Origin of the sequence: Hwanghaeella grinnelliae, from assembly GCF_004005845.1 — a bacterium.
Lineage (GTDB): Bacteria > Pseudomonadota > Alphaproteobacteria > UBA8366 > Aestuariispiraceae > Hwanghaeella > Hwanghaeella grinnelliae.
Window position 1 is genome coordinate 1,017,182 of the sequence record NZ_SADE01000002.1, and the last position, 24,773, is coordinate 1,041,954.

The 24,773-nt window shown below is 58.5% G+C and carries 22 protein-coding genes and 1 tRNA gene; 15 read left to right on the forward strand and 8 right to left on the reverse strand.

Annotation, left to right across the window (positions count from 1 at the left end; all coding sequences use genetic code 11):
* Window positions 1–88 precede the first annotated feature (88 nt).
* From EOI86_RS15475 to pcaF, 3 genes are all read left to right on the forward strand, one after another.
* Window positions 89–1,276 (forward strand): fumarylacetoacetate hydrolase family protein, encoded by a 1,188-nt coding sequence (locus EOI86_RS15475; protein ID WP_127766061.1) that lies wholly within the window; start codon window positions 89–91, stop codon window positions 1,274–1,276.
* A 64-nt stretch (window positions 1,277–1,340) separates the two neighbouring features.
* A complete protein-coding gene (locus tag EOI86_RS15480; protein WP_127766062.1) occupies window positions 1,341–2,780 on the forward strand; it encodes an aldehyde dehydrogenase family protein in 1,440 nt (479 codons plus the stop codon).
* 89 nt (window positions 2,781–2,869) lie between these two features.
* Entirely contained in the window at window positions 2,870–4,075 is a 1,206-nt protein-coding gene (gene pcaF, locus EOI86_RS15485; protein WP_127766063.1) for a 3-oxoadipyl-CoA thiolase, read from the forward strand.
* A gap of 60 nt (window positions 4,076–4,135) precedes the next feature.
* On the opposite strand, the gene EOI86_RS15490 is transcribed toward pcaF, so the two are convergent.
* The 3 genes from EOI86_RS15490 to EOI86_RS15500 all read right to left on the reverse strand — a co-directional run bounded on the left by EOI86_RS15490 (window position 4,136) and on the right by EOI86_RS15500 (window position 7,919).
* A complete protein-coding gene (locus EOI86_RS15490; protein ID WP_127766064.1) occupies window positions 4,136–5,536 on the reverse strand; it encodes a hypothetical protein in 1,401 nt (466 codons plus the stop codon).
* A 262-nt stretch (window positions 5,537–5,798) separates the two neighbouring features.
* Entirely contained in the window at window positions 5,799–6,734 is a 936-nt protein-coding gene (locus tag EOI86_RS15495; protein WP_127766065.1) for a collagen-binding domain-containing protein, read from the reverse strand.
* A 210-nt stretch (window positions 6,735–6,944) separates the two neighbouring features.
* Window positions 6,945–7,919, reverse strand: a complete 975-nt coding sequence (locus EOI86_RS15500; RefSeq protein ID WP_161973853.1) for a zinc transporter ZntB — start codon at window positions 7,917–7,919, stop codon at window positions 6,945–6,947.
* A 216-nt stretch (window positions 7,920–8,135) separates the two neighbouring features.
* On the opposite strand from EOI86_RS15500, the gene EOI86_RS15505 reads away from it, so the two are divergent.
* The 5 genes from EOI86_RS15505 (at window position 8,136) to EOI86_RS15525 (ending at window position 14,402) form a co-directional block, all read left to right on the forward strand.
* Window positions 8,136–10,433, forward strand: a complete 2,298-nt coding sequence (locus EOI86_RS15505; protein ID WP_127766067.1) for a PAS domain S-box protein — start codon at window positions 8,136–8,138, stop codon at window positions 10,431–10,433.
* A gap of 162 nt (window positions 10,434–10,595) precedes the next feature.
* A complete protein-coding gene (locus EOI86_RS15510) occupies window positions 10,596–11,585 on the forward strand; it encodes an ABC transporter substrate-binding protein (RefSeq protein ID WP_275668596.1) in 990 nt (329 codons plus the stop codon).
* Window positions 11,586–11,594: 9 nt separating this feature from the next.
* Window positions 11,595–13,040, forward strand: coding sequence for a sensor histidine kinase (locus EOI86_RS15515; RefSeq protein WP_127766069.1), 1,446 nt, complete (start codon window positions 11,595–11,597; stop codon window positions 13,038–13,040).
* The gene (locus tag EOI86_RS15520; RefSeq protein ID WP_205032213.1) at window positions 13,037–13,495 is read left to right on the forward strand and encodes a response regulator; all 459 of its coding nucleotides are present in this window, start codon (window positions 13,037–13,039) and stop codon (window positions 13,493–13,495) included. The genes EOI86_RS15515 and EOI86_RS15520 overlap by 4 nt, the downstream gene beginning before the upstream one ends.
* 4 nt (window positions 13,496–13,499) lie before the next feature.
* Window positions 13,500–14,402, forward strand: coding sequence for a GGDEF domain-containing protein (locus EOI86_RS15525; RefSeq protein WP_127766070.1), 903 nt, complete (start codon window positions 13,500–13,502; stop codon window positions 14,400–14,402).
* 133 nt (window positions 14,403–14,535) lie between these two features.
* Here the strand turns inward: EOI86_RS15525 and EOI86_RS15530 are convergent.
* Window positions 14,536–14,611 (reverse strand) — tRNA-Ala (locus tag EOI86_RS15530).
* Window positions 14,612–14,945: 334 nt separating this feature from the next.
* Here EOI86_RS15530 and EOI86_RS15535 point away from each other — a divergent pair.
* The 3 genes from EOI86_RS15535 to folD are packed head-to-tail and all read left to right on the forward strand — an operon-like array spanning window position 14,946 to window position 16,564.
* Window positions 14,946–15,242 (forward strand): YggT family protein, encoded by a 297-nt coding sequence (locus EOI86_RS15535; protein ID WP_127766071.1) that lies wholly within the window; start codon window positions 14,946–14,948, stop codon window positions 15,240–15,242.
* Window positions 15,243–15,295: 53 nt separating this feature from the next.
* A complete protein-coding gene (locus EOI86_RS15540) occupies window positions 15,296–15,628 on the forward strand; it encodes a DUF167 domain-containing protein (protein WP_127766072.1) in 333 nt (110 codons plus the stop codon).
* A gap of 42 nt (window positions 15,629–15,670) precedes the next feature.
* Complete coding sequence (gene folD / locus EOI86_RS15545) at window positions 15,671–16,564, forward strand: bifunctional methylenetetrahydrofolate dehydrogenase/methenyltetrahydrofolate cyclohydrolase FolD (RefSeq protein ID WP_127766073.1); 894 nt, start codon at window positions 15,671–15,673, stop codon at window positions 16,562–16,564.
* Between the two features lie 38 nt (window positions 16,565–16,602).
* Here folD and EOI86_RS15550 read toward each other — a convergent pair whose 3' ends face one another.
* Together EOI86_RS15550 and EOI86_RS15555 are read right to left on the reverse strand one after the other, a co-directional pair.
* Window positions 16,603–17,895, reverse strand: a complete 1,293-nt coding sequence (locus tag EOI86_RS15550; RefSeq protein ID WP_127766074.1) for a DUF2336 domain-containing protein — start codon at window positions 17,893–17,895, stop codon at window positions 16,603–16,605.
* Window positions 17,896–17,964: 69 nt separating this feature from the next.
* Entirely contained in the window at window positions 17,965–19,629 is a 1,665-nt protein-coding gene (locus EOI86_RS15555; RefSeq protein WP_127766075.1) for a sensor domain-containing diguanylate cyclase, read from the reverse strand.
* Between the two features lie 264 nt (window positions 19,630–19,893).
* Between EOI86_RS15555 and EOI86_RS15560 the strand changes: the two genes are divergently transcribed.
* The 4 genes from EOI86_RS15560 to EOI86_RS15575 all read left to right on the forward strand — a co-directional run bounded on the left by EOI86_RS15560 (window position 19,894) and on the right by EOI86_RS15575 (window position 23,365).
* The gene (locus EOI86_RS15560) at window positions 19,894–20,589 is read left to right on the forward strand and encodes a pyrimidine 5'-nucleotidase (protein ID WP_127766076.1); all 696 of its coding nucleotides are present in this window, start codon (window positions 19,894–19,896) and stop codon (window positions 20,587–20,589) included.
* A 155-nt stretch (window positions 20,590–20,744) separates the two neighbouring features.
* Window positions 20,745–21,590: a 2,3,4,5-tetrahydropyridine-2,6-dicarboxylate N-succinyltransferase gene (gene dapD, locus EOI86_RS15565; RefSeq protein ID WP_127766077.1), complete on the forward strand. Its 846-nt coding sequence runs from the start codon at window positions 20,745–20,747 to the stop codon at window positions 21,588–21,590.
* An 18-nt stretch (window positions 21,591–21,608) separates the two neighbouring features.
* Window positions 21,609–22,763, forward strand: coding sequence for a succinyl-diaminopimelate desuccinylase (dapE, locus tag EOI86_RS15570; RefSeq protein ID WP_127766481.1), 1,155 nt, complete (start codon window positions 21,609–21,611; stop codon window positions 22,761–22,763).
* A 14-nt stretch (window positions 22,764–22,777) separates the two neighbouring features.
* On the forward strand, window positions 22,778–23,365 hold the full coding sequence (locus tag EOI86_RS15575; RefSeq protein WP_127766078.1) for a hypothetical protein: 588 nt from the start codon (window positions 22,778–22,780) through the stop codon (window positions 23,363–23,365).
* Window positions 23,366–23,398: 33 nt separating this feature from the next.
* Here EOI86_RS15575 and truA read toward each other — a convergent pair whose 3' ends face one another.
* Together truA and EOI86_RS15585 are read right to left on the reverse strand one after the other, a co-directional pair.
* Window positions 23,399–24,151 carry a tRNA pseudouridine(38-40) synthase TruA gene (gene truA / locus EOI86_RS15580; RefSeq protein WP_127766079.1) on the reverse strand — a complete coding sequence of 251 codons (753 nt, stop codon included), beginning with the start codon at window positions 24,149–24,151 and terminating at the stop codon, window positions 23,399–23,401.
* Between the two features lie 75 nt (window positions 24,152–24,226).
* Window positions 24,227–24,754 (reverse strand): copper chaperone PCu(A)C, encoded by a 528-nt coding sequence (locus EOI86_RS15585; protein WP_127766080.1) that lies wholly within the window; start codon window positions 24,752–24,754, stop codon window positions 24,227–24,229.
* Window positions 24,755–24,773 lie beyond the last annotated feature (19 nt).

Below are 24,773 nucleotides of genomic sequence, written 5' to 3' on the forward strand. Positions count from 1 at the left end.
AAACCGGTGATGCGGGCATTCTTTTACCAAAGTGGGCGGATGTTGGCTTGATTCCGGCTCGGCTTCTCTTCATCAATACCGTATGAAGATGTCAGACAACATACTACCTGTGGACTCGGCTGAGGCTTCGCTGGTCGGACGGGTGTGGGTGCCGGAAGCGAAATCCGCGTCGGGCGAGGTATTACCGGGTGGCGGACCCTGTGTGGTCGTGCTGCGAGACGGCTTGGTCCTGGACCTGACGCCGCATACGCCGACCATGGCGCATCTGCTGAATCATCCGGAGCCGTTGAAACTTCTGAAGTCGGCGGATCTGTCCCCGCTCGGCGATGTCGCGGACATTGTCGCCAACAGTCCGGTGGACGGGCGCGATCCGGCGAAGCCGTATCTCCTGTCGCCATTTGATCTGCAGGCTTTGAAGGCCTGTGGCGTTACCTTTGTGAGCAGCATGCTGGAACGCGTGATCGAGGAACAGGCGAAGGGCGCGCCGGAACGGGCCGCCGCCTTGCGGGGGGAATTGAGCGAGGCGATCGGGGCTGAGATCCGGAATATCCAGCCCGGCTCTCCGGAGGCCGCGAAGGTCAAGGAAACCCTGTCCGCGAAGGGGTTATGGTCGCAATATCTGGAAGTCGGCCTGGGCCCGGATGCGGAGGTTTTCACCAAATCACAGCCAATGGCCTCGGTCGGGGTCGGGGCCGATGTCGGCCTTCATCCGTCCTCGACCTGGAACAACCCGGAACCGGAAGTCGTCATGGTTGCCAGGGCCGACGGCGTCATCGTCGGCGCGACGCTCGGCAATGACGTCAATTTGCGTGATGTGGAAGGGCGCAGCGCCCTGCTTCTGGGCCGCGCCAAGGATAATAACGGGTCCTGCGCCTTGGGTCCGTTCATCCGCCTGTTCGATGACGGTTTCGGGTTGAACGATGCTCGGTCGGCCGTCGTTTCCCTGACTGTGGAAGGTGAGGACGGCTTCATTCTGGAAGGCGAAAGCAATGTCGCGGAGATCAGCCGCGATATGGCGGATCTGGTTTCCCAGGCTTTCGACTGCCATCATTATCCCGACGGGTTGGCACTTTTTACCGGTACGATGTTCGCACCGATCCAGGATCGTGACGCGCCGGGTCAGGGCTTCACCCATAAGATGGGGGATATCGTCACCATTTCCTCGCCCCGCTTCGGGGCGCTGGTCAACCGCGTGGGCAATGCGGGCGAGATCGCGCCGTGGACGTTCGGCACATCCGCCCTCATGGAAAACCTCGTCAAACGCGGTCTTCTGTAACAACACCGATACGCGCGGACCTTATGCCGCGTGTCAGAACATATGCTGGAGGGAGTTCAAGAGTATGACCTTACATCGCAATCTAATCGCAGGCGCCTGGACCGAAGGTGCCGACGAGACACAGAATATCAATCCGTCGAACCTATCGGACACTGTCGGCGTCTATACCCGCGCGGACGAGGCACAGACCGAGCAGGCCATCCAGGCGGCGCAAGAAGCCTTCAAGACCTGGCAATTCTCGACCATCCAGCAGCGGCACGATGCATTGGACTTCATCGGCAATGAAATCATCGCCCGGAAAGAGGAACTCGGTAAACTGCTTTCCCGCGAAGAAGGAAAAACCTTGCCGGAGGGCATGGGCGAAGCCGTCCGCGCCGGGCAGATTTTCAAGTTCTTCGCCGGCGAGTGTTTGCGGATTGAAGGTGAGAAGCTCGATTCCGTGCGGCCGGGCGTCGGTGTGGAAATCACCCGCGAACCGGTCGGCGTTGTCGGTATCATTACGCCGTGGAATTTCCCGATCGCCATTCCGGCCTGGAAGATCGCCCCGGCGCTGGCTTACGGAAACTGCGTGGTCATGAAACCGGCGGATCTGGTGCCGGGATGTGCTTGGGCCCTGGCTGAAATCATTTCCCGCTCCGGCATTCCGGACGGTGTGTTCAACCTGGTCATGGGCCGCGGCAGCAAGGTGGGGCAGACGATCCTGAGCAACCGCGGCGTTGTCGCCGTCAGTTTCACCGGCTCGGTTCAGACCGGTGCAACGGTGGCGCAGGCTTGTGCGGCCCGGGGTGCCAAGTTCCAGCTGGAAATGGGCGGAAAGAACCCGATGATCGTTTTGGATGATGCGAATCTCGACAATGCCGTCGATTGTGCTGTGCAGGGGGCCTTTTTCTCCACCGGTCAGCGCTGCACGGCCTCGTCCCGTTTGATCGTCACCGAAGGGATCCACGACAAATTCGTCGCGGCGGTTCAGGCACGGCTGGAAAAGACCGTGACTGACGACGCGCTGAAGGAAGGGGTGCAGATCGGCCCAGTCGTGGATAAGTCCCAGTTGGACCAGGATCTCAGCTATATCGAAATCGGTAAGAAGGAAGGCGCGAACCTTGTCACGGGCGGCGAATTGCTGAACCGCGATACGGAAGGCTTCTATCTGTCGCCCGCGCTGTTCACCGAAGTGACGAGCCAGATGCGGATCGCACGGGAAGAAATATTCGGTCCCGTCGCCTCGGTCATCAAGGTGGAGGACTATGACGAGGCGCTTGCCGTGGCCAACGATACGGAGTTCGGTCTGTCGGCCGGGATCTGCACCACATCCCTGAAATACGCGTCCGATTTCAAACGGAAAAGCGAGGCGGGCATGGTCATGGTCAACCTGCCGACGGCGGGTGTCGATTACCATGTTCCCTTCGGCGGACGGAAGGGATCCAGCTTCGGTTCGCGGGAGCAGGGCCGGTACGCGGATGAGTTTTACACCACCGTCAAAACGGCATACACCTTGCCTCTATAGGCGGCTTGCACTGAAACAAAGGGGGACCCGCTTGGGTCCCCCTTTTTTCGATCAGAGCCGCGAGGATAGACTGAAAAATGGAGAGTTAGATGACCGATGCCTTCCTGTGCGACGGTGTCCGTACGCCTATCGGCCGCTATGGCGGCGCCCTTGCCAAGGTCCGCACGGACGACTTGGCGGCCCATCCCCTGAAAGCGCTGATGCAACGCCACCCCAATCTGGATTGGGCGGCGGTCGACGACGTGATCTACGGCTGCGCCAACCAGGCCGGCGAGGACAACCGCAATGTCGCGCATATGGCTAGCCTGCTGGCCGGTCTGCCGGAAACCATTCCGGGCGCGACGATCAACCGCCTCTGCGGATCGGGCATGGATGCCTGCGGCACGGCGGCACGGGCGATCAAGGCGGGCGAAGCCGATCTGATGATTGCCGGCGGTGTCGAGAGCATGACGCGCGCGCCCTTCGTGATGGGCAAGGCGGATTCCGCCTTTTCCCGCAGTGCGGACGTCTATGACACCACGATTGGCTGGCGTTTCGTCAATAAGCTGATGAAGGCTCAATACGGCGTCGATTCCATGCCGGAAACGGCAGAGAACGTTGCCGAAGATTATCAGATCAGCCGCGCCGACCAGGACGCTTTCGCACTGCGCAGCCAGCAGCGTGCCGGCGTCGCGATGAAGAACGGCAATTTGGCCGCGGAAATCGTTCCGGTCGAGATCCCCCAGCGCAAGGGCGATCCGGTCGTCGTTTCCGAGGACGAGCATCCGCGTCCGGAAACAACGGCCGAGGCGCTGGCGAAATTGAGGGCGCCGTTCCGTGAGGGCGGCTCGGTAACCGCGGGGAACGCTTCCGGCGTGAATGACGGGGCCGCGGCGCTAATCATCGCCTCGGAAGAAGCGGCCGGGAAGCATGGCCTGACGCCGATGGCGCGAATCGTGGCCATGGCGACGATCGGCGTGCCGCCGCGGGTCATGGGGATCGGTCCGGCCCCGGCGACGGAGAAGGTCTTGGCGAAAGCCGGCCTGACCATCGGCGACATCGATGTCATCGAGCTGAACGAGGCCTTTGCTGCCCAGGGGTTGGCGGTGATGCGGCAATTGGGTTTGCCCGACGACGCGGACCATGTGAACCCGAATGGGGGGGCGATTGCCCTCGGCCATCCTCTCGGCATGAGTGGCGCACGCCTGGTCCTGACTTGCGCGCACGAGCTCAAGCGCCGTGGCGGCCGCTATGGTTTGGCGACCATGTGCATCGGTGTCGGCCAGGGTATCGCAACAATCATCGAACGCGTCTGACCGGGCGCGGGATTGATTGACGGACGGGCCGGGGCTTTGCCAGTTCCGGCCCGTTCTATTTTACGCTTGGTTTTGCAGATAGGTTTCCGGCAGGAAGATGACCTTGGCCCGTTCGATCAGGTTTTCGATCCGGCCCGGATCGACCCGGCTGACGAGAACATAGATGCCGCGCGCGCTGCAGAAATCATAGACCTGTTTGAACGAATCCAACTCGGCGTCGGACAACTTTGAAACCTTGTGCATATCGACCCGCAGGAAGGAAAGCGCTTCGGCACTGATCAACTGGGCCAGCACGGCGGGGCAATGGGCCAGGTCCGCTATATCGACCATGACATATTGGGTCGACAGCAGAGTGGCCGCGTCTTGCTGCAACTCTTCATCCAATTCCCGAAGGCCGACGGGCATGACCATCAGGTCGAACCCGTCCCACTCAGCCTTTTCCAGGAACATCAGGGATGCCGCGTGGATTGGGACGCAAACGGGAATGCCGTCGGGCTTCACCCGTGCGACGGCTTCCAGATGGGAACGCAGGATGTCCTGCAACATCGCCCCGCCTTGTTTACCCCCGCCGTTCCAACGGCGCAGTAACTCGGGGATATCGGCCAGGCCCACTCGTGTGTCCGTCGCGCCCCATTGGGCTGCGAAACTGATCGCCGGTACAGCGCCGGCGATGGCGGCGGTGACCTGCCCTCGGGCCTGTTCATAGCCGTCGCTGAGCTTTTGGGTGCCGGACCCCAGTTTGATGCCGGGCTGCACCGCCGCGGCGAGCACGCCGGACGCCATTTCCATCCGGCTCGCCGCATCGATTGTATCGTCGGATAATTCCAGACTATAGGTCGATAGGCCCCCGTGCCCTTCCATTTCGCCGGCGATCGCGCCGCCGATCGTGTCCGCGCTGGTGGTTTCGTCATGCAGCAGGACCGCACTGCTGTCGCTGATGCGGCAGACCTCTCCGGCTGTCTTTTCCGTCAGCAAGGCTTGCAGGCGATCCCCGGCCTGCGAGGTTGCGACGGCGTCGGCGCCTTCGACAGAAAAGATCGACATCACGGCGGCCTGGTTGGAGTCGATTGCGGCCTGCAGCTTGTGTTCGAAACTCTCCATGACCTCGTTGAAGGCTTCCGCACCCGAAACGGTGTCGATCGCCAGGGGATCTTTTCGTTTGGCGGCTAGGCGCGTGAACTTGTACCGGCCGCCATCAAAGACGGGGGCGGCGAATATAGTGGTTTGGCTTTCCTTGCCGGTGCCGGACACGATCGTAACGTCAAACCGCAAGGGCGCTTGTCCCGGTTCCACGTCGAACAGAATGTCGCTTACGACTTGGCGGTCCCGATCGGCGACGAAGTCCAGGAATTCCCGATCCAAGACCTGCCGGTTGTCCGTTTCCAGCAGCGACCAGGCATCCCCTTCCAATTGGATGACCTGTCCATCGACGGAGACATTGGCGACAAAATCAAAAATCACGTCGGCCGCTTCCTCAAATAAGAGCTTGATATAAGCGTGTGCCTGGACCGGTATCCAGGGCATTTCCGCCGCAATCCAGGGCGTGCGGCAGCGTTGCGGTTTGGGTGGTCAGGTACCGCATAAGGCTAGGTGTTTTTCGTTTAGAAACGGTTAACGGCGGGGAATTGTCGAATCTCTTCGTCTAACGAAAAACGCGCGGCCCAAGAGGAGCCGCGCGTTTGTCACGAGGGGGGCGTTTCCGCCCCTTCGAAGGATCGTTTTATCAGGCTTTCCGACGACGTGCGGCCAAGCCGCCGATCGCCGCGATACCCGTCAACAGCAGGTAAGCGGCCGCGGGAACGGGGACGACCGTCGTGGGCGGAATGTCACCGTCATAGAGCGGCGGGCGGACTTCCGCGTCCTGTTGCAGATTGAGAGAGACCAATGTGCCATTCAGGCCGCCGCCACGCAGCTCTACATCGGCGAAGGGCGCCAGGACAGAATAATTGAAAGCCGTGTTGATGGTCAGCGAGGTCGCTTCATAGAAGTTGAAGATGACCGAACTCTGCGTCTGGTTCGCGTTCACGCCGATCGTGATATCGGTGCCCGCGACATTGATGATCGTCGTCACGCCCGGATCGGCGTTCACGCCGTTGAAAGTACCGGTTTTCAGGGCCGATCCATTAATGTTGAAAACCGCGACATTTGCCGAATTCGCGACCGACTGGAAGTTGATGTTGTTCTGGTCAGACGTGTTGGCCGTGCCGCCCGTGGAGGCCATGCCCGCCAATTCCGCCGAGAAGGACTGGAAAGCATTCTTGACCGCGGCGACCGGAATGCCGGAAACGTTTTCGCTCTTCGTGCTGCCGTTGTTCAGACCGAGACCACCGAAATCCTTACCGCCGATGACTGCGTGACCGCCGTTCAGGTTCACCGCGTTCGCATTGATGTCGCCGCCGACGACCAGGCTGCCGACGATGCCGCCGCCCAGATCCACATTCGGAAGCCCTTTCGGGTTCACCGTCGATCCGTTGCCGTTATAGTCCCCGCCAACATACAGAGTGCCTTCGGTTTCGACATTCGTCGTCAGATCGCCGAGGACGATGTTGTTAAAACTTTTCAGCAAGTCCCGCGCATCGACACCGGCCGCCTGGACCGGACCGGCCGCTGCGGCGACGCCGAAAAGAACCAAACCCATAACTGTATTGCGAACGGACATATGATCACCTTGAAAAACGCGTTAATGCAAATAAGACAACCATGCTGTCTTATTTATTGCAGTGATTGGTATCACTTAATTGCCCGGACCGCAGTACAGAATGTGTGAAATTTTAGGGGTGAATGTCGACTGCTGTTTGCAATGGTAAAGCAGCGTTAACGGGGTACGCAGAAAAAGCGATATCTGTCTACATTCGGTTGTACCAAGTTCTTACTTAAACCATTTCAAATATTTGAATGTGATCAACTGCAAAGCGGCCATGACGACAAGAGCCAGGCACAATGCGCCGAAACCCCACGGGGCATCCGCGAGCGGGATGCCGGCGACGTTTACGCCGAGCAATCCTGTGACGAAAGAAAGCGGCAGGAAGAAGACGCTCAACATCGCCAGCACGAACATGTTGCGGTTCAGCTTGTCCGACAATCTGGTCAGCAATTCGTCCTGAATAATCCCCGCCTTGTCACGGAAAGCATCCAGGTCCTCCACATATCGCAGGACAGCGTCGTGGGTTTCGCGCGCGAATTCGCGGACAATTGGAAGATTGCGCTCCTGCAGTGTTTCCAGCCACCGCTGCAAGGCATCCCGCTGCGGGGCTAGGTAGCGGCGCAGCACGATGGATTGTCGCCGCGCTTCAGCCAGCCGGGACCGTAGATTGTCGTCGGTCCCTTCAAGTGCAAGTTCCTCTATCTGGTCCAACTCCTCATTCAAGTTGATCAGGCTTTGCCCGATATCGCGGGTGAGGAAGGATGCCATGCGGCTGACCAACTCCTCGATGGAACCCGGGACATGACCCGCCTGCATTTCCAGGATCATGTCGTTGATGGCTTCAATCCGCACACGGCGCAGGGTGATCAACCGGTTTTTTTCGATCCAGATGCGGAAGGAGATCATTTCATCCTGCTGCATGCCGGGCTTCGGGTTGATGCCGCGCAGGTTCAGAAAGATGCCCCCGCCGAAGACGTTGAAGCGCGGGCGTGTTTCCGGTGCCAGAAGGGCTTTGATCACATGCGGGTCGAATTGCGGATCACTTTCCAGAAATTCCCGCACTTCGGGCCGGGACCAATCGAAATGCAGCCATTCGAACCCGCCGCTGAAATCGGCGGCGTCCCTAAGGTTCAGTTCTTCCAATGCATTTGCCCGGACCGCAAACCGGCGGACGGGGTCGGGAACGGAGGTTTGGGCCATGGCGCGCTCCATCAACCTGATTTTTCAATAAGTTCTGATGCTAGTCCGATTCCGGCAATTGTTAAGAACGTTAGAAGCAGGAAGGGAGCGCGACTAAAGAACTAATATTAGGGGGTGGTTAATAAATTTGCCGTAGGGTGTCGCAAAGGTGGAGACCGAGGCCTCCGCGTCAAACGATAAGTCCGGGCCATTGAGGCCCGCGAGGAAAACAACGGTTTGAGCCTACGCACCCGTTACATCACCTTTGCATGCTCGATTGCCGTCATCGCGGCATTGCTGCTCGGCGGGTATAACTTCTATTGGGTCAATCGGCTGACCCAGGAACAAGCTTTTGACCGCTTGTCGGACGATGCACGCGCGGTCGCCACGCAAGTCGAGTCCCGGTACAACCGGTTGCGCAACGATGCGACCGCCATTTCCCAGACACCACCGTTCCTTGGGATGATTCGCAGCATGGAAAACGCTGGGGTCGACCCCTTGGACGGGTCGACAACCGCGTTATGGCGCGAACGTCTGCAGACGATCTTCAAAGCGATCATGCGCCGCCGCCCCGAATATGTGCAGATGCGCTATATCGAAGTCGCGGATAAGGGCATGGAACTGGTCCGGGTCGACAACCGGGATGGCGTCATCCTTTCAATCCCGGGCAAGGATTTGCAGCAGAAGCAAAACGCGCCCTACGTCGTATCGGGCATCCTGCTCAGTCCATACGGGGTCCACTTCTCGAACATAGACCAGAATGTGGAACACGGCGTCCCGGACCCCAACCTGTATGTCCTGCGGGTCGTTACGCAGGTGCGCGACCCGCAAGGGGCGCTGTTCGGTCTGATGGTCATCAGCACGGATTTCGAGGCGGAAATCGACAGTGTATTGCGCGCGGTGGACTCACCCTACGCGATCTATGTTGTGGATGATTCCGGAAACTATATCGAAAGGTATCCGGATGGGACCATTACCCGCATCGTCGCCCCGTATGACAGCGAATACGCGCTGCCGGCCCGATTCAGTGGTTCCGATACGAATACGGGCGAATTCAACCATCCCAGTCTTGGGCAAGTCCTGTATTCGCGTGCGGATGTCGGTTTCGATGTCAGCAGCCCACATCGGCGGATAAGTATTTTTATCGCCGCGCCGAAGGCGGAAGGTCTCGCCGGTGCGCAAGAAATTCAAAAGGTCGCTTTAGGACTTTCGCTGGTGCTCGTTCTGGTTACGGCCGGCGGGGCTTTTGCGGTTGCTCGGCGCATGACTATGCCGATGAAAGTTGCCGTTGAGCGTATCGAGGATTACGCGACCGGCGTCACGTCCCTGGACTTGCCGACGCATCGGAAGGACGAGATCGGCGATCTTTCCCGAGCATTCACCAGTCTGGTCGACTCGCTGGAGGAAGCCAGAAGTGAAGAACGCGCCATACTGGCGCGGCTTGAGGCCATTGCGGACAACACGGTTGAGGGGCTGATCACGACGGACGAGTTAGGCACGATCCTAAGCTTCAACCGGGGGGCGGAAACGATGTTCGGCTATACGCAATCCGAGGCTGTCGGAAAGCCCGTCGATATTTTGATGAGCACGGAATATGCGGAACGCCATGACGAGTCTTTGGCGCGGTACAAGTTGACCGGCGAGTCGGAAGTGCTCGGCAAGGCGCTTGAGCGCGAAGGCATGCGGAAAGACGGAACCGAGTTTCCGATTGAATTGACGATCAGCGAAGTGCGTGTGAACGGAATGCGAATTTTCAGTGGCATCGCGCGGGACATCAGCGAGCGAAAATTAGTTGAGCAGCAATTGATCGCGACCTCCGAAGCTTTGCAAAAAAGTAATAACGATCTTGAGGAATTCGCCTATATCGCCTCCCATGATTTGAAGGAACCGATCCGGGCCATCAGCAACCACGCCCAGTTCCTGGGGGAAGATCATGGCGACGCGCTGGGTGATGACGGGATGAAGCGGCTCGATCGGATACGGGACCTCTGCGCAAAATCCGAACGCTTGGTTTCCGATCTATTGTACTTCTCGCGTATCGGGCGCGGCGATGACGACGCTCAGTCGATCGACCCGTCAAAGACGATCGACGCCATCAAGAGCGCCTTGGTCGATTATCTTGCCGAGCGGAAAGCGACGATCGATGTCGTGACGGATTTACCCTTACTCGCCGGTGACCCGTCGCGGATCAAAAGCGTCTTCCAGAACCTGATCGTCAACGGGGTGAAGTACAACGACCGGGACGAAAAGCGTATTGAGATCGGGTACGAAGAACCGGTCGGCGACGAACCGGGCAAGTTCTATGTGAAGGATAACGGGATCGGCATTCCTGACGAGTTCCAGGAACGCGTTTTCACCATTTTTAAACGCCTGCACAACGACCGCGCTTACGGCCCCGGCTCTGGAGCGGGGCTTAGCTTCGTGCGGAAGATCGTCGAACGGCATGGCGGCAAGATCACCGTCGAGTCGCGTGAAGGCGAAGGTTCGAAATTCATTTTCAGCCTCACCGAAGCAATGCGGTCGCCAGAAAGCTGACACGAATGCCGCCGGGAGAATGAATGTTAGGAAGGTCTTAATAAACCTTTCGCTTATAATTGGTGGGAAAACACAAAGTTTTTCTTTCGGGCTTGTATTGAGACAGGGCCGCAGAAATGGAGGAATTGAGTGTCAAAAAATTCAGTTGAGAAGCCCTATCATGTGGCAAACGCTGGACGTTCCCTCTCTTTGCGGTTCCTCTTACTTTTCCCGGTATTTGCCTTTTGCGTTCTGTATTCAATCGGGGTCGCAAACGCGGCCGAAAAACTTGTCGTAGCGACCTCAAAAAGCGGTTGGCTGATTTGGATCGCCCAGGAGCGCGGCTTGTTCGAAGACTATGGGGCGGATGTGGCCGTCGAACTCGTTGAATCCGGTGTTGAGGCAGGAAAAGGGCTGATTGATGGGCGGTATGATATCGCCACGATGTCCGAATTCGCCTTTGTTTCACGAAGTTTCTCAAATGTGGATCTGCGCATTTTCGGGACCGCGGCGGCTATCTACAATGTTCGACTTGTTGGACGATTGGGCAGTGGTCTTGCAAGTTTCTCGGATCTGCCCGGCAAAAAAATCGGGCTCAGAACGGGCGCGATTGGCGAGTTCTTTCTGGGCAAGACTCTTGACCTACACGGAACCAGTCTAGAAGCGGTTCAAATTGAGGATATTCCGGCGACTGACCTGCCGAACGCTGTCGCAGACGGTAAGGTCGATGCGATAGTGTCCTGGGAACCCTATGCCACGGAAGCGCAGGGACTTCTGGGGGACGATGCAATGTTTGCCGACTTGCAATCGGAACAGCCCTATTACTTCACGTTATCCGCGTCGCAAAAAACGCTCATAGAAAACCAAGAGACGATCGAAAGGTTCCTGCAGGCGCTTATTGATGCTGCCGAATGGGCGCAGCGGAATGAAACAGAGGCAATGAAACTGCTGGGACGGGTTTTGAATCTAAATTTGGATGACCTCGAGCGCTTCTGGAGTGGCCATGTCATGGAAGTTGCGATCACCCAGGACCTCCTTTTTCTAATGGAACAGGAAGCGCGTTGGCGCGTCGAGCGTGGTCTAAGTGCCGGCGGAATTCCAAATTACCTTGAGCGGCTGGAAACGGGCCCGCTCGAACGAGTTGCACCCCATCATGTTGGTGTCATTCAATAGGCATGCACGATGCAAATTAGATCGGGAACCCAGATCTTAACCGGTGCGATCGCAGCAGGGATTATATGCCTTGTCGCAATCAATATTTACGGTGTTCGGCTGATCGACGAGCTTCAGCAATTCGATGAGTTGTCCCGGGACATTCGGGATAATGTCTTTGACCTCAATATACTTGCGAATGAATTGGGGGTGCGAAGGTCCGCGCGCGTTGAGCGACAGTTTGAATCGCGTTTATCCGGTTTGCACAACTTGTTCGACAGTCTTGAAACGCATCCAAAAGTGCAGCCTTCGGTCTTGCGCCGGATGAAACGTAGCGCAGCCGGCCTGCAAATATTCTTCGAACGTCTAGAGAGTCTTGAATCCGGCCCGGCTATGTCGGGAACCGATGCACGCGGCAGAAGAGCAGTTATACAGTCGTTCCTGGGTGCTTCGCAGACCCTCTCCGATTTGGCTCGAAGGTTATCTAGAGGAAGCGCTGACTCGATTCTGAAGATTGAAGCCGACATAAAACTCCTAAGTACGATAGCGCTTGTCGTAACGATCCTTCTGCTCTCAGGAGTCTATGGCTTTATTGTTTTTACAGTTCTTAGACCTATTGTTGCGTTGCACGAAAAGGTTGTTGGTATGGGGCCGTTGAATGTTGCCGCCCTTCCCGAAAAGCCGGTTGGGAACGAACTGAAAATGATCTCGGCAGAATTGGATTCACGCCTTGAAGCAATCCGGATGGCTGAAACGCGGCTACAGAACAAGGCGCGTGAGTTACAACGAAGTAATAGCGATCTGGAAGAATTCGCCTATATCGCGTCTCATGATTTGAAGGAACCAATTCGTGCTATTAGCAATCACGCCCAGTTCCTGTTTGACGACCACAACGAGGTCATAGGTGAAGACGGATCAAAACGGATAGGACGGATCCGAGAGCTATGCAAAAAGTCCGAGGGGCTAATCTCCGCCTTGCTGGAGTTTTCCCGTATTGGTCGAAGTGAAGAAGCGGTGCAGAGGATCGACCTGGCTGAGACGATTGATATTATCACGGTTTCACTGGCCGATTACCTGACCGAATGCAACGCAACCGTCGATATCGTAACAGCCTTGCCACCAGTTTTTGGTGACCCGTCTCGAATCCAAAGCGTCTTCCAGAACCTGATCGTCAACGGGGTGAAGTACAACGACCGGGACGAAAAGCGTATTGAGATCGGGTACGAAGAACCGGTCGGCGACGAACCGGGCAAGTTCTATGTGAAGGATAATGGGATCGGCATTCCCGAAGAGTTCCAGGAGCGGGTATTCACCATTTTTAAACGCCTGCACAACGACCGCGCTTACGGGCCCGGCTCTGGAACGGGGCTTAGCTTCGTGCGCAAGATCGTCGAACGTCATGGCGGCAAGATCACCGTCGAGTCGCGTGAAGGCGAAGGTTCGAAATTCATTTTCAATTTGAGGGAGGCAGGATGATGGCGGGGGTGAATCTGCAACCGATCATCATCGTTGAGGACAGCGATGACGATTTCGAGGCGACGGAGCGCGCCTTGAAACGCGATGGCCCCATCGCGAATCCGCTGGTTCGGTTCGACAACGGGCAAGACGCACTGGACTACATGTTCAATCGGCCGCCATACGAGGATCGTGCGGCGAACCCGATCCCCGCGATCGTTTTGCTCGACCTTAACCTGCCAGGCGTCGACGGCAGGCAAGTCCTGACCGAATTGAAAAATAGCGAGGCAACGCAGAAAATTCCCGTTGTCATCATGACGACGTCGGACGACCCGCGTGACGTCAACAGCAGTTACGCAAAGGGGGCCAATAGCTACCTTCGCAAGCCGGTTGCCTTGGAAGACCTGTTCCGAACCATACAGCTGTTCAAGGAGTATTGGCTGAGCGTGGCGATTCTTCCCAAGGTGGGAGAGTGAAGGCGTGGCAAAGTTCCTTATCATAGACGACAGCCCGGACGATCGCGAATTGATCGCGCGAACCCTGAAGAAAACGGTATCTTTCAGGAACGCGGAAGTGCGAGAGGCTGAACATGTGGAACACGGTCGCCGGGAATTGGAAGGCGGTGAGATAGATTGCCTGCTGCTGGACTTTTCTATGCCGGGCGAGAGCGGGCTGGACTTTCTGGTCGACATCCAACTCCGCTTTCCGGAACTGCCCGTTGTCATGATCACCGGTGAGGGCAATGAAAGAACAGCGGTCGACGCCCTGAAAAGCGGCGCGCTGGACTATATCGTGAAAGCCGACATTTCGCCCGACTCGCTGGAACAGGCGATCGGGAAGGCGATCGAGAAAAAGCATCAGGAAGTCGAGATCATCCGGCATGCCCACTATGATGAACTTACCGGACTTCCCAATCGGCGAGCCTTGTTCAACCGGCTACAATATCTGGAAGGTCGCGCGCCTCGCGGTGTACCGCCCTACGCCATCGTGTTCATGGATTTGGACGGTCTGAAGCAAGTCAATGACGCAATGGGTCATGAGATCGGCGACCGGCTGATCAAAGAAGTCGCCGAGCAGCTGCGTGTTTGCGTGCGGGAAGGCGATTTGGTGGCGCGCATCGGCGGGGATGAATTCGTCGCGATATTGGAAAACCTGACCGGTGACGGCATCAAGGACAGCGACATCGCCACCGCGCGCTTCCGGGAGTCGATCGACAGGCACCTATTTGACTTCGATGGAAAGGTCGTCAATGCCGGCATGAGCGTCGGCTATGCGATTTATCCGACCTCGTCGAAGAGTCGATCAGATTTGCTGGCGATTGCCGACAAGGCCATGTATGCGGATAAACAGGCCCGAAAGGAATTGGCGAAAAAAGCCAATTGATTGAACGCCATAACAGGTGTTCAGTGGTGCTCTGTACGCACAATATTGCCGAAATTTTTCCGCAGGAGGGACTTTTCAGGGAGTATGGTGACCCCCAGAACGGTGGTCTCGACCAAACCTGCCTAAGGAGGTTTGGTGGAGCTGAGGGGAATCGAACCCCTGACCTCGTCATTGCGAACGACGCGCTCTCCCAACTGAGCTACAGCCCCATCTCGGAAAACCCGGAAGCCGGATCTTCGTCGGTGGCGTTCCATTGCAAGGAACGGCACTCGGGAAAGGCTTCTGGAGTCGTCCCCGAATTCGGGCCGGAATATGTTGAGGGCGGGGAGGCTTGTCAAGCCGAATAGAGCGACCTTTCCAACCAATATCGTCCATGCCCGGCAGCGCCGACAGGGAACTTTCCGGCGTTTCCTGCAATTAACCCGCCCTCGCGTGCTTGCGGCGGGCAGGGGGCGCCTTTATCTATGGAAACACAGGAGTTTCACCGCCCAGCAGGCGATGTACTCATAAATTGCCGGAACATCAGTCGAGGACCGACCGGATATGGATGTAATACTGTTTTCCCTGATCCGCATTATCAATGTGGCACTGAATCTATATCTGTGGTGCATCATCATTTCCGCGGTGTTGAGCTGGCTTGTCGCCTTCAACGTGGTGAACACGTCGAACAAATTCGTCTATATGGTGGGCGACTTCCTGTACCGGATCACCGAGCCCGCTTTGCGGCCAATCCGACAGTTCATGCCGAACTTGGGCGGAATCGATATTTCGCCGGTTCTTCTGATCCTGATCATCTATTTCATTCAAAGCCTGCTTGTCGGCTTCGCGGCCCGCCTTTAAACGGCCCACTATAAGCGAAAGACAGACGGCGATCTGCACGCGACGGGTTCCGCATGGGCGCCACAGTTTCACCGATCACGCCCAAACCCGATGGGGTGACTGTATCCGTCCGGTTGACGCCAAAGGCCTCCGCGAACCGTATCCAGGGCTTGGCGGAGGATGCCGCCGGCGGGGTGGTGCTGAAAGCCGCTGTCACGGCCCCGCCGGAAAAGGGCAAGGCCAACGCGGCGTTGATCAAACTGCTGGCCAAGGCGTGGTCGCTGCCGAAAACGTCGCTCACGGTCATCTCCGGCGCGACGGACCGCAATAAAGTCCTGCATATCGAGGGCGACCCGGACATCCTGGTGAAACAGCTCGGGATCGCCATGAAGCACCTTTATGATTAACCACGCATTTTGGACAGCCGGCACGGCCGATTGGGGGAAAAGATGACTGAAGCAAAGATCATCGATGGAAAGGCTTTTGCCGCGGATGTTCGCGGGCGCGTGAAATCGGCCGTGGACGTATTGAAAGCGGACCATGGCATAACGCCGGGGTTGGCCGTGGTGCTGGTGGGCGAGGACCCGGCCAGTCAGGTCTATGTCCGGAACAAGGGGAAGCAGACCCTGGAAGCCGGCATGAACAGCTATGAATTCAAGATGCCCGACACGGTCAGCCAGGAAGAGCTGTTGGCCAAGGTGGCTGAATTGAACGAGGACCCGGCAGTGAACGGAATTCTGGTTCAGCTTCCCCTGCCCGATCATATGGACGATCAGGCGGTTATCACCGCGATCGACCCGGACAAGGATGTGGATGGGTTCCATCTGGTCAATGTCGGCCGCCTTTCTGTCGGTGCGACGGATGGTTTGATTCCCTGTACGCCGCTGGGCTGCCTGTTGATGCTGAAGGACCATTTCGGCGGCAGCCTCAGCGGCAAGCGCGCCATTGTCGTTGGTCGGTCCAATATCGTAGGGAAGCCGATGTTCAATCTGCTGCTGCAGGAAAGCTGTACGGTAACCGTTGCGCATTCCCGCACCGACGATCTGCCGGGTGAATGCCGCCGGGCGGATATCGTGGTCGCCGCGGTGGGCCGCCCTGAAATGGTGAAGGGCGATTGGATCAAGCCGGGCGCTGTCGTGATCGATGTCGGCATCAACCGCATCGAAAAGCCTGACGGCGGCACCCGCCTTGTGGGTGATGTGGAATTCGAAAGCGCCAAATCGGTCGCCGGGGCGATCACCCCGGTGCCGGGCGGTGTCGGACCGATGACCATTGCCTGCTTGCTGCGGAATACGGTGACCGCCTGCTGCCAGCAGAACGATATTCCAGAACCACCCATGTAACAGGATGCGCAGAGCGGGGGAGTATCCCGATGGCGGCACTATTCCTTCAGGAAAAAGTCCAACTGCCAGTCCATGTCTTCCTCGGACATGGGCCAAAGATCGGGGTCGTCCGCGACGACGATCTTTGAGGGCGGCAAGCCCATCAACTGAACCTGCAAGGGGCCGATCACGTCGGTCGACATGCCGGCTTTCCAGGCAAGCGCCACCAGGGCCTTGCCGCTTCGCTGTGCCACAATACGGGCGGCAGCCTCACGCGCGACATTCGCCAAACTGGCGAGCGCCGCTTCCACGAAGCGTTTCCGGCCCGCCTCCAAGGATTCGACAATTGCCGCCTCGGTCAATTTTCCGGCCTTTTTAAGGGCTTCGATTTCTTCCTCGGTAACATCGTCCTGGGCCCATTCCGGGTCGGCAAGGTCCTGTTTGCCGTTGGCTTCGCCCAGGCGTTCGGCGACGACTTCGGCCACCGCCTCCAGGGTTGCCGCTTCCAGGTCCTCACGCGCCTGAAGCTTGGCAAGCAGGTGATCCGCGACAAAGCCAGCCAGCATACGGGCCGACCGCATCGACAATGAAGGACGCGCGACCAAGGGGGCGTGCCAGGAAACGATCTTTTCCGACTTTGCGGTCAAGGCATCCAGTGTTTCCTCACGAATCTGCGCGGTACCGTTTGCCAACAGGACGGCCACCGTTTCATCGTCTCCCTTGCCGACAATCGCATCGGCGACGTCGCCGGAGACGTTGCGGCGTTCGGAAATAGCGGCCAACTTCCCTTGTGCCGCCCCGGCATTGATGATCGACAGAAGGTCCTTGTCCGTCAGGACGGGGGAGAATCGCAGCACCGGCCTTGAAACCACCAATTCTGCGTCGGAGGCCAGTTGCTGGATAACCGAATGCGGTGCGTCGGCAACGTCCTGCAAGGCTTCGGCCATGATCTGACGGACCCGGACAATCTGGTCCTGCGCCAATTTTTCCAGGACCTGCATTGTGTATTCATACAATGCACCACGATCCTTGTCGGGAAGGGCCGGGGTCAGTCTGGCGATTTTTGTGGCCAGGGCCGTGCGGATCTCGTCATCCCCGTCATCGGCCAGAAGCAGGTCCGCCTGTCGGGGTGTCCGCTCATTGTTGGCGATTTCCAGCCGGACGTCGTTGCTGCTGTCTTCGGCCAGAAAATACAGGACTTCAGGCCGCGTCGCCGGATGGCGCGCAAGGGCGCGGCGAACAGCGGGATCGGAGTCGCGAAGCAATTTCTTGGACTGCTCGTAGCTCAAGTCTTCGGGCAGCAAAGAAAGGTCGCCATCGACGGGAGGATTCGATTGACCTTCATCCTTCATACCGGAAAATCCCACGCTCCGTTTCGTTCGTCCATGCTTATATCAAGGCGCTTGTGCACATTCCGCACTTTACGCTTCCCTGGGCGCTTGCGCCTCATCCACCGGCGGTTCCACAGCAAACTGGTTCTTGCCGGACCGTTTGGCGGCATACATCGCCGTATCGGCGCGCGACATCAGATCCGCAAGATCACCTTCGGCGGTCGCGACAAAGGGTGCGATGCCGACGGAAATACCGAACGGCTTGTCCGGGCTGGCGCCGAAAGTCGAAAGCGGACTACAGGCCTCGATCAGCTCCACCGCCCGGCGCTGGGCTGTATCCATATCCGTTTCATCCAGCCACAAGGCGAATTCATCGCCCCCAAGACGGACTGCGAGATCATAGCCACGGCTATAGGTTTGCAGCAGACCCGCCACGGCGACGAGAACGGTGTCGCCTTCTTCATGCCCGAACGTGTCGTTGATCGGCTTGAAATTGTCCAGATCGACATACAGCAGACAACCGTTGCGTCTGTATCGACGGGCGCGATCCAGGGCGAGGTCCATTTCTTCCAGAAAGGCGCGGCGGTTCAGCAGATGGGTCAAGCCGTCGGTGCGCGCCAGACGTTCCAGGACCTGCTGATCCGTGATCTGGCGCAGGGCGACGCCTAAAGGGCCTTCGATAGCCTCCAGCAACGCCTTTGTATCGTCCGACCATTCATGCCTTTTCCCGGGCGATGCGGGATCGCCCTCCCAAACCAGGATCGCGCCGTTGGGCACCCCGCGGAACAATGTCACCGCGCCCAACTGTCCATATTCGCCGACCGTCGCGGTCCCGTCCAATGGCAATGCTTCGGCCGCAGATAGAGAGACGGTGTCATCGGGTGTGCGTCCGAATTGCGCGGCCATGTCCCACCCCCCTTCATCCTTGATCAGGATACTGCAGCCGTCGGCCCCGGCCGCGCGCGTCAGGGTCTTGGCGGCAGTCTCCATCATTGCCGCGGGCGTTTCTTCATCGCGTGTCAGATTGACGATATAACGAACGAGATCTTCCCGGTGCTTCGATTGGGCCAATTCGGTTTGGGCGATCCGCTCGGTCGTAACATCCAGTCCCAGGCCGCGGGCGCCGACCCGTTTGCCTTCCCCATCCACCAACGGCAAGGCCGATACCATGATACATCGGGGTTCACCCGCAGCATTCCGAAGCCAGATATCCACATGCCGAACCGGCGTTTCGGGTGAGAACGGCAACCGACCGGTCACGCTCATCGGATGGGCCAAAAAGGCCTCTGGCTTTTCACCAACCAGTTGGGAAGGCCGGAATCCGATCGCTCCTTTGGGGGAGACGAAGCTGAACCGTCCGTGCTGGTCGGTCTCCCAGGCGAAATCGCTCGCCAATTCCGTCAGGTCTTTGTAAAGGCCGCGGGACTGGGTCAGCGCATCCCGGATCATCTCGTCATGGCTTCGGTCGCGCCCGACTAACAGGATTGATCCATCAGGACTGGGAATCGCCAGGAATTCGATTTTGCGACGATAATTGTCCGAGGGTGCATCGCATTCATGAATCACGAAAACGATCTCGGCGATCCTGGCCTTGCCGGCGTCATAAGCATCGCGGGCGTGTTGCCGCAGGGCCTCGCGTCCCTCATCCGTCAGGTGAAGGGCCTTCGCGGGCTGGTTCAAGGCAGCAATATCTACCGCCTTGTCCGATGGATCCCCAGCGACCCTGTAGACCGGTGCCGAATAGTCGGTGAACACCGAATGCTCCTGTTTATTTTCACTATCGCGCGGCACTTTCAGGGATGACGATCAGGTTGAAAAGCATTCCTCAACATCCGTCGGCACCTTTCAATTTGGTAGAGCTAATAAAGGTGATGTTTGATTGGTACCAATACCAAATGGAATGTGAACGGATTTTGTAGACAGTTTGATGCATTTTCGCGGTACCGAATTATATAAAGCGCTGATTTGTCCCGACTTCAGGGGCTTGCCGGGCCTTCGTGCCTGCGCCACATTCCTGCCATGCGAAACGGATCTGATTATCACGAAAAACTGGACGACGCGGAAACCTGGATCTTCGATCTGGACAACACGCTCTATCCGGCGACCTGCAATCTGTTCGATCAGGTGGACAAGAAAATGGGTGCCTTCATCAGCGCCTATCTCGACGTCGACCTTGTGGAGGCGCGCGTCATTCAAAAGCGATACTTCCGGGAGCACGGGACGACGCTTAACGGAATGATGACCCATCACGGAATGGACCCGGCGGAATTCCTCGCTTTCGTGCACGACATCGACTACAGCCCGGTGCAACGGAACGAAGACTTGGTCCACGCGATTCAGCGATTGCCGGGGCGTAAGGTGATCTTCACGAACGGAACCGTGGCCCATGCAAAATCCGTCCTGGATCGGTTGGGCATTCACGACGAATTCGAGGTCTTTTTCGATATCGTCGCGTCCGACTACGTGCCGAAGCCGAACCCGGCGCCCTATGACAAGCTGTTGGCGGCGCATGACATCGATCCGAAGCGGGCGGTCATGCTGGAGGATATCGCGCGGAACCTGGAACATCCGGCGGCGCTGGGCATGACGACGGTTTGGGTTCGGACCGATCATGATTGGTCGCATGATGGCACAGGCGAAGGCGACCACATTCACCATGTCACCGACGACCTTGCGGAATGGCTGTCGGGCTATGTCCGGTCCCGCCACGGGTGATCCGCGAATATGGCGCTGCAAAGCTGAATAATGCCTTTGCACGGCTGGTCGGTTGATGTCCCTATCGCCATAGTGCAAAAGACCGCGTCAACGCGCGCTGCCGTAGGATCGAGAAGCGCGCAACAGAACCGCAAGAATAGAACGAGTGAGAGCCAATGAGCATTGCCGACCTTGAAAAGACGATCGACGACGCCTTCGAGGCGCGCGACGGTATCAACACCTCCACCACCGGCGCGGTGCGCGACGCGGTTGAGGAAGCTTTGAACCTGCTCGATTCCGGGAAGGCCCGCGTCGCGGAGAAATCCGCTGACGGCTGGGTGGTCAATCAATGGCTGAAGAAAGCGGTGCTGCTCAGCTTCCGCCTGAACGACATGGCCCCAGTCCCGGGCGGTCCCGGAACCAACACCAACTGGTGGGACAAGGTGCCGAGCAAATTCGAAGGCTGGGGCGAGAACGCATTCCGCGCCGCGGGCTTCCGCGCGGTCCCGAACTGCATCGTACGCAGGTCCGCCTATATCGCGCCGGGCGTCGTGCTGATGCCCAGCTTCGTTAACCTGGGCGCCTATGTCGATAGCGGCACCATGGTCGATACCTGGGCCACCGTCGGGTCCTGTGCGCAAATCGGCAAGAACGTCCACCTGTCGGGCGGCGCCGGGATCGGCGGGGTTCTTGAACCCCTGCAGGCCGGCCCGGTGATCATCGAGGACAATTGCTTCATCGGTGCGCGCTCCGAAGTGGTGGAAGGCGTCGTCGTCGAAGAAGGGTCCGTGCTTTCCATGGGTGTTTTCATCGGCGCCAGCACCAAGATCGTCGACCGCAATACGGGCGATGTGCATATCGGCCGTGTTCCGGCCTATTCGGTGGTGGTGCCGGGTAGTCTGCCGGGTAAGCCTCTGCCGGACGGTTCGCCGGGGCCCAGCCTGTATTGCGCGGTGATCATCAAGCGCGTGGACGAGCGGACCCGGTCCAAGACTTCCATCAACGACCTGCTGCGTGATTGAGCGGAATAGTTGACCGATATGGATCCCGTCGCTTTTGCCGCTGATCTTATCCGTTGCCCCAGCGTCACGCCGGCCGAAGGCGGCGCGCTGGACCTGTTGCAGGAACGGCTGACGTCATTGGGGTTCCAGTGTCGTCGCATGCCGTTCCACGCGCCGGGTACGGACCCTGTCGACAACCTCTATGCCCGTCTGGGCACCGGACAGCCGAACTTCGTTTTCGCGGGCCATACCGATGTGGTGCCGGTAGGAGACAATGGCGCCTGGACCCGGGACCCGTTCGCGGGCGAGGTTGCCGATGGCGTTCTGCACGGCCGTGGCGCTTCCGATATGAAGGGCGCCATCGCGGCCTTTACCGCCGCGGTGGCCCGTTTCCTCGATTCCCATGGTGCACCCAACGGGTCTATCAGCCTGTTGATCACCGGGGATGAGGAAGGTCCGGCGGTCAACGGAACCCGTAAAATGCTGGAAGCGCTGGCCGCCGATGGGGAGGTGTTCGACGCCTGCATCACCGGTGAACCGACGAACCCCGATGAACTGGGCGATATGGTAAAGATCGGCCGCCGGGGCAGCTTGAACGGTTACCTGACAGCCTTCGGGACCCAGGGCCATACCGGGTATCCGCATCTGGCCGATAACGCGGCCCATCGCATGGTCGACCTGCTCAAGGCCTTGATCGATTTGGAACTGGACGCGGGTAGCGATCATTTCCAGGCCTCCACCCTTGCGATCTCGACCATCGATATCGCCAATCCCGCAACCAATGTTATTCCCGCGGAAGCGAAAGCGGTCTTCAACATTCGGTTCAATGACTTGCACAGTAGCGCCTCGCTGGAGGAGAAGCTGCGTGCGGTTCTGGACGAAGCGGCTGGCGGGACGGCGCATTACGCGTTGGAAATCGTTTGCTCCGGCGAATCTTTCCTGACGCCGCCGGGTGATCTGTCGGAGATGCTGACCGAAGCCTGTCTGGAGGTCGTCGGACGGCGGCCTGAACTCAGCACGACCGGCGGGACGTCGGACTCCCGGTTCATCAAAGACTATTGCCCGGTTGTCGATTTCGGCCTTGTGGGCAAGACCATGCATAAAGTCGACGAACAGGTTCCTGTCGCCGATGTCGAGGGGTTAAGTCGGATCTACGGGAAAGTCCTGGACCGGTATTTCGGCGTCGCGGACTGATCGGAATCCACTGGATGCAATCGCCTCCCTCCCTTGTGGAAGTTCAGGTCAATCTCATTGGCGCCTGGCGCTTGTTCCGCCGCGATCCCAGCGGGATAAACCTTTTCGGTCAAGACGAAGCGGCATTCTGGAAAAGCTTCTGGTGCGCGGTGATCATCGCGCCGGCCTATATCGCCCTTCTGGTGCTGATTCCTGACCAGTTGAGGACCCAGGTCTCCCTCGTACGGGTCGTCCCGGTGGAGATTATTTCCTACGCGATCGGATGGGTGGCATGGCCTTTGATCGCCTACACCCTGCTCGGCGTCATGGGGGTTCGGGACAGATATATCCCCTATATCGTCGCCTATAACTGGTCCAGCGGGCCGCAGGTCCTCATGTTGTTGGGCATCGCACTCGTCTCGGCGGCATTTAACCTGCCGATGGACGCTTTCCTAATGATGAACCTGTTCGCGATGATCTGGTTGTTGGCCTATCACGGCTACATCATCCGGGTGGCCACCGGGCTCGATATAGGGGTCGTCTTCCTCATGGTCCTGGGGGAAGCGGTGTTGAGCTACATGGTCAATTTCGCCCGGGACGTCGTGACATTGGGCTTGTTCTGACGACGGGTCCGGTCGGTCAGGCCCGGTGCGGCGTTATTCTTCCTCGTCCGGATATTTCACCGAAACCAGATACAGGCCTCCCGGCGGGGCCGTGGGACCTGCCGCGCTTCGGGACTTCGCGTCCAAAGCCTTTTTCACCATATGCGGCGTCCATTTACCGCGGCCGACCAATTCCAAGGTTCCGACGATAATCCGGACCTGATTGTGCAGGAACGATCGCGCGGCGACGTCGACGTGAATTTCCTCACCGGCCCGGCGGACGCGAACCCTGTCCATCGTTTTAACCGGGCTGTCGGCTTGGCATTCGGTGCTGCGGAAACTGGTGAAATCGTGATTGCCGATCAGGGCCTGGGCGGCTTCGTGCATGGCCTCGGCATCGAGCGGGCGCTGATTATGCCAGACCTTGCCCGAATCGAGGGCGGGCGGCGGCCGGCGGTTCAGAATACGATACAGATAAACGCGGCCGATGGCGGAAAACCGGGCGTGAAAATCATCCGGCACGGGCTCTGCTTCCAGGATTGAGATCGGGTCCGGGCGCAGGTGGAAATTGAGCGCATCACGGACCTGGCTGGCGCGCAGGTCCTTGGCAATGTCGACATGAGCGACCTGGGCCAATGCATGGACGCCGGAATCCGTTCGGCCGGCCCCTTGAACAAGGGTCTCGCAGCCGCAAAGCTTCTCAGCCGCTTCCTCCAGCCGTTGCTGTACGGTTTGGCCGTTATCCTGACGTTGCCAACCCACATAGGGGCCGCCGTCATATTCCAGGGTAAGTTTCCAACGTTGCATGGGCGCAAACTGCACGGCGCGGCGGCTGCGTCAAGATAGACCCGCCACGCCGTGCATTTGCTTGTCTTAGGCAGACTATTCCGTCGTGGTTTTGCCGTGCTGCATATGGCCGTGGCCGTCGCCACCAGGGCCTTTCGCGGCGACCCCCATGACCGTGACCGGTACCGTGACCTCACCTGTCTTCGAGAAGTTGAGCTTCACTTGGAAATGCTCACCTTCCTTCAGCGGACCATGCAGGCTCATCAACATTACATGCAGGCCACCCGGTTTCATCATCACCATGCCGCCGGCGGGTACGGTGACGTCCCCGGCGGGCATCATCTTCATGACGCCGTTTTCGTGCTTGTGGGTGTGGACCTCGGTCTTGCCGCCGACACCGCTATCGGCGCCGATCAGGACGTCGTCGCTATCGCCCTTGTTGTGAATGACGAAGAAGGCCGCCCCGGCCTTGGCATGATCGGTGGCGCTGGCGCGCGCCCAACCCGGCTCGATCGTCAGATCGCCTGACGTGACCGGCTCCATGGCTTGGGCGGCGATCGGCGCCGCGGCGATGGACATAATGGTGAATAGAGCGGCGGCGGCCGCTTTAAGAATGGTATTCATGGTCGTAACTCCGACGAAA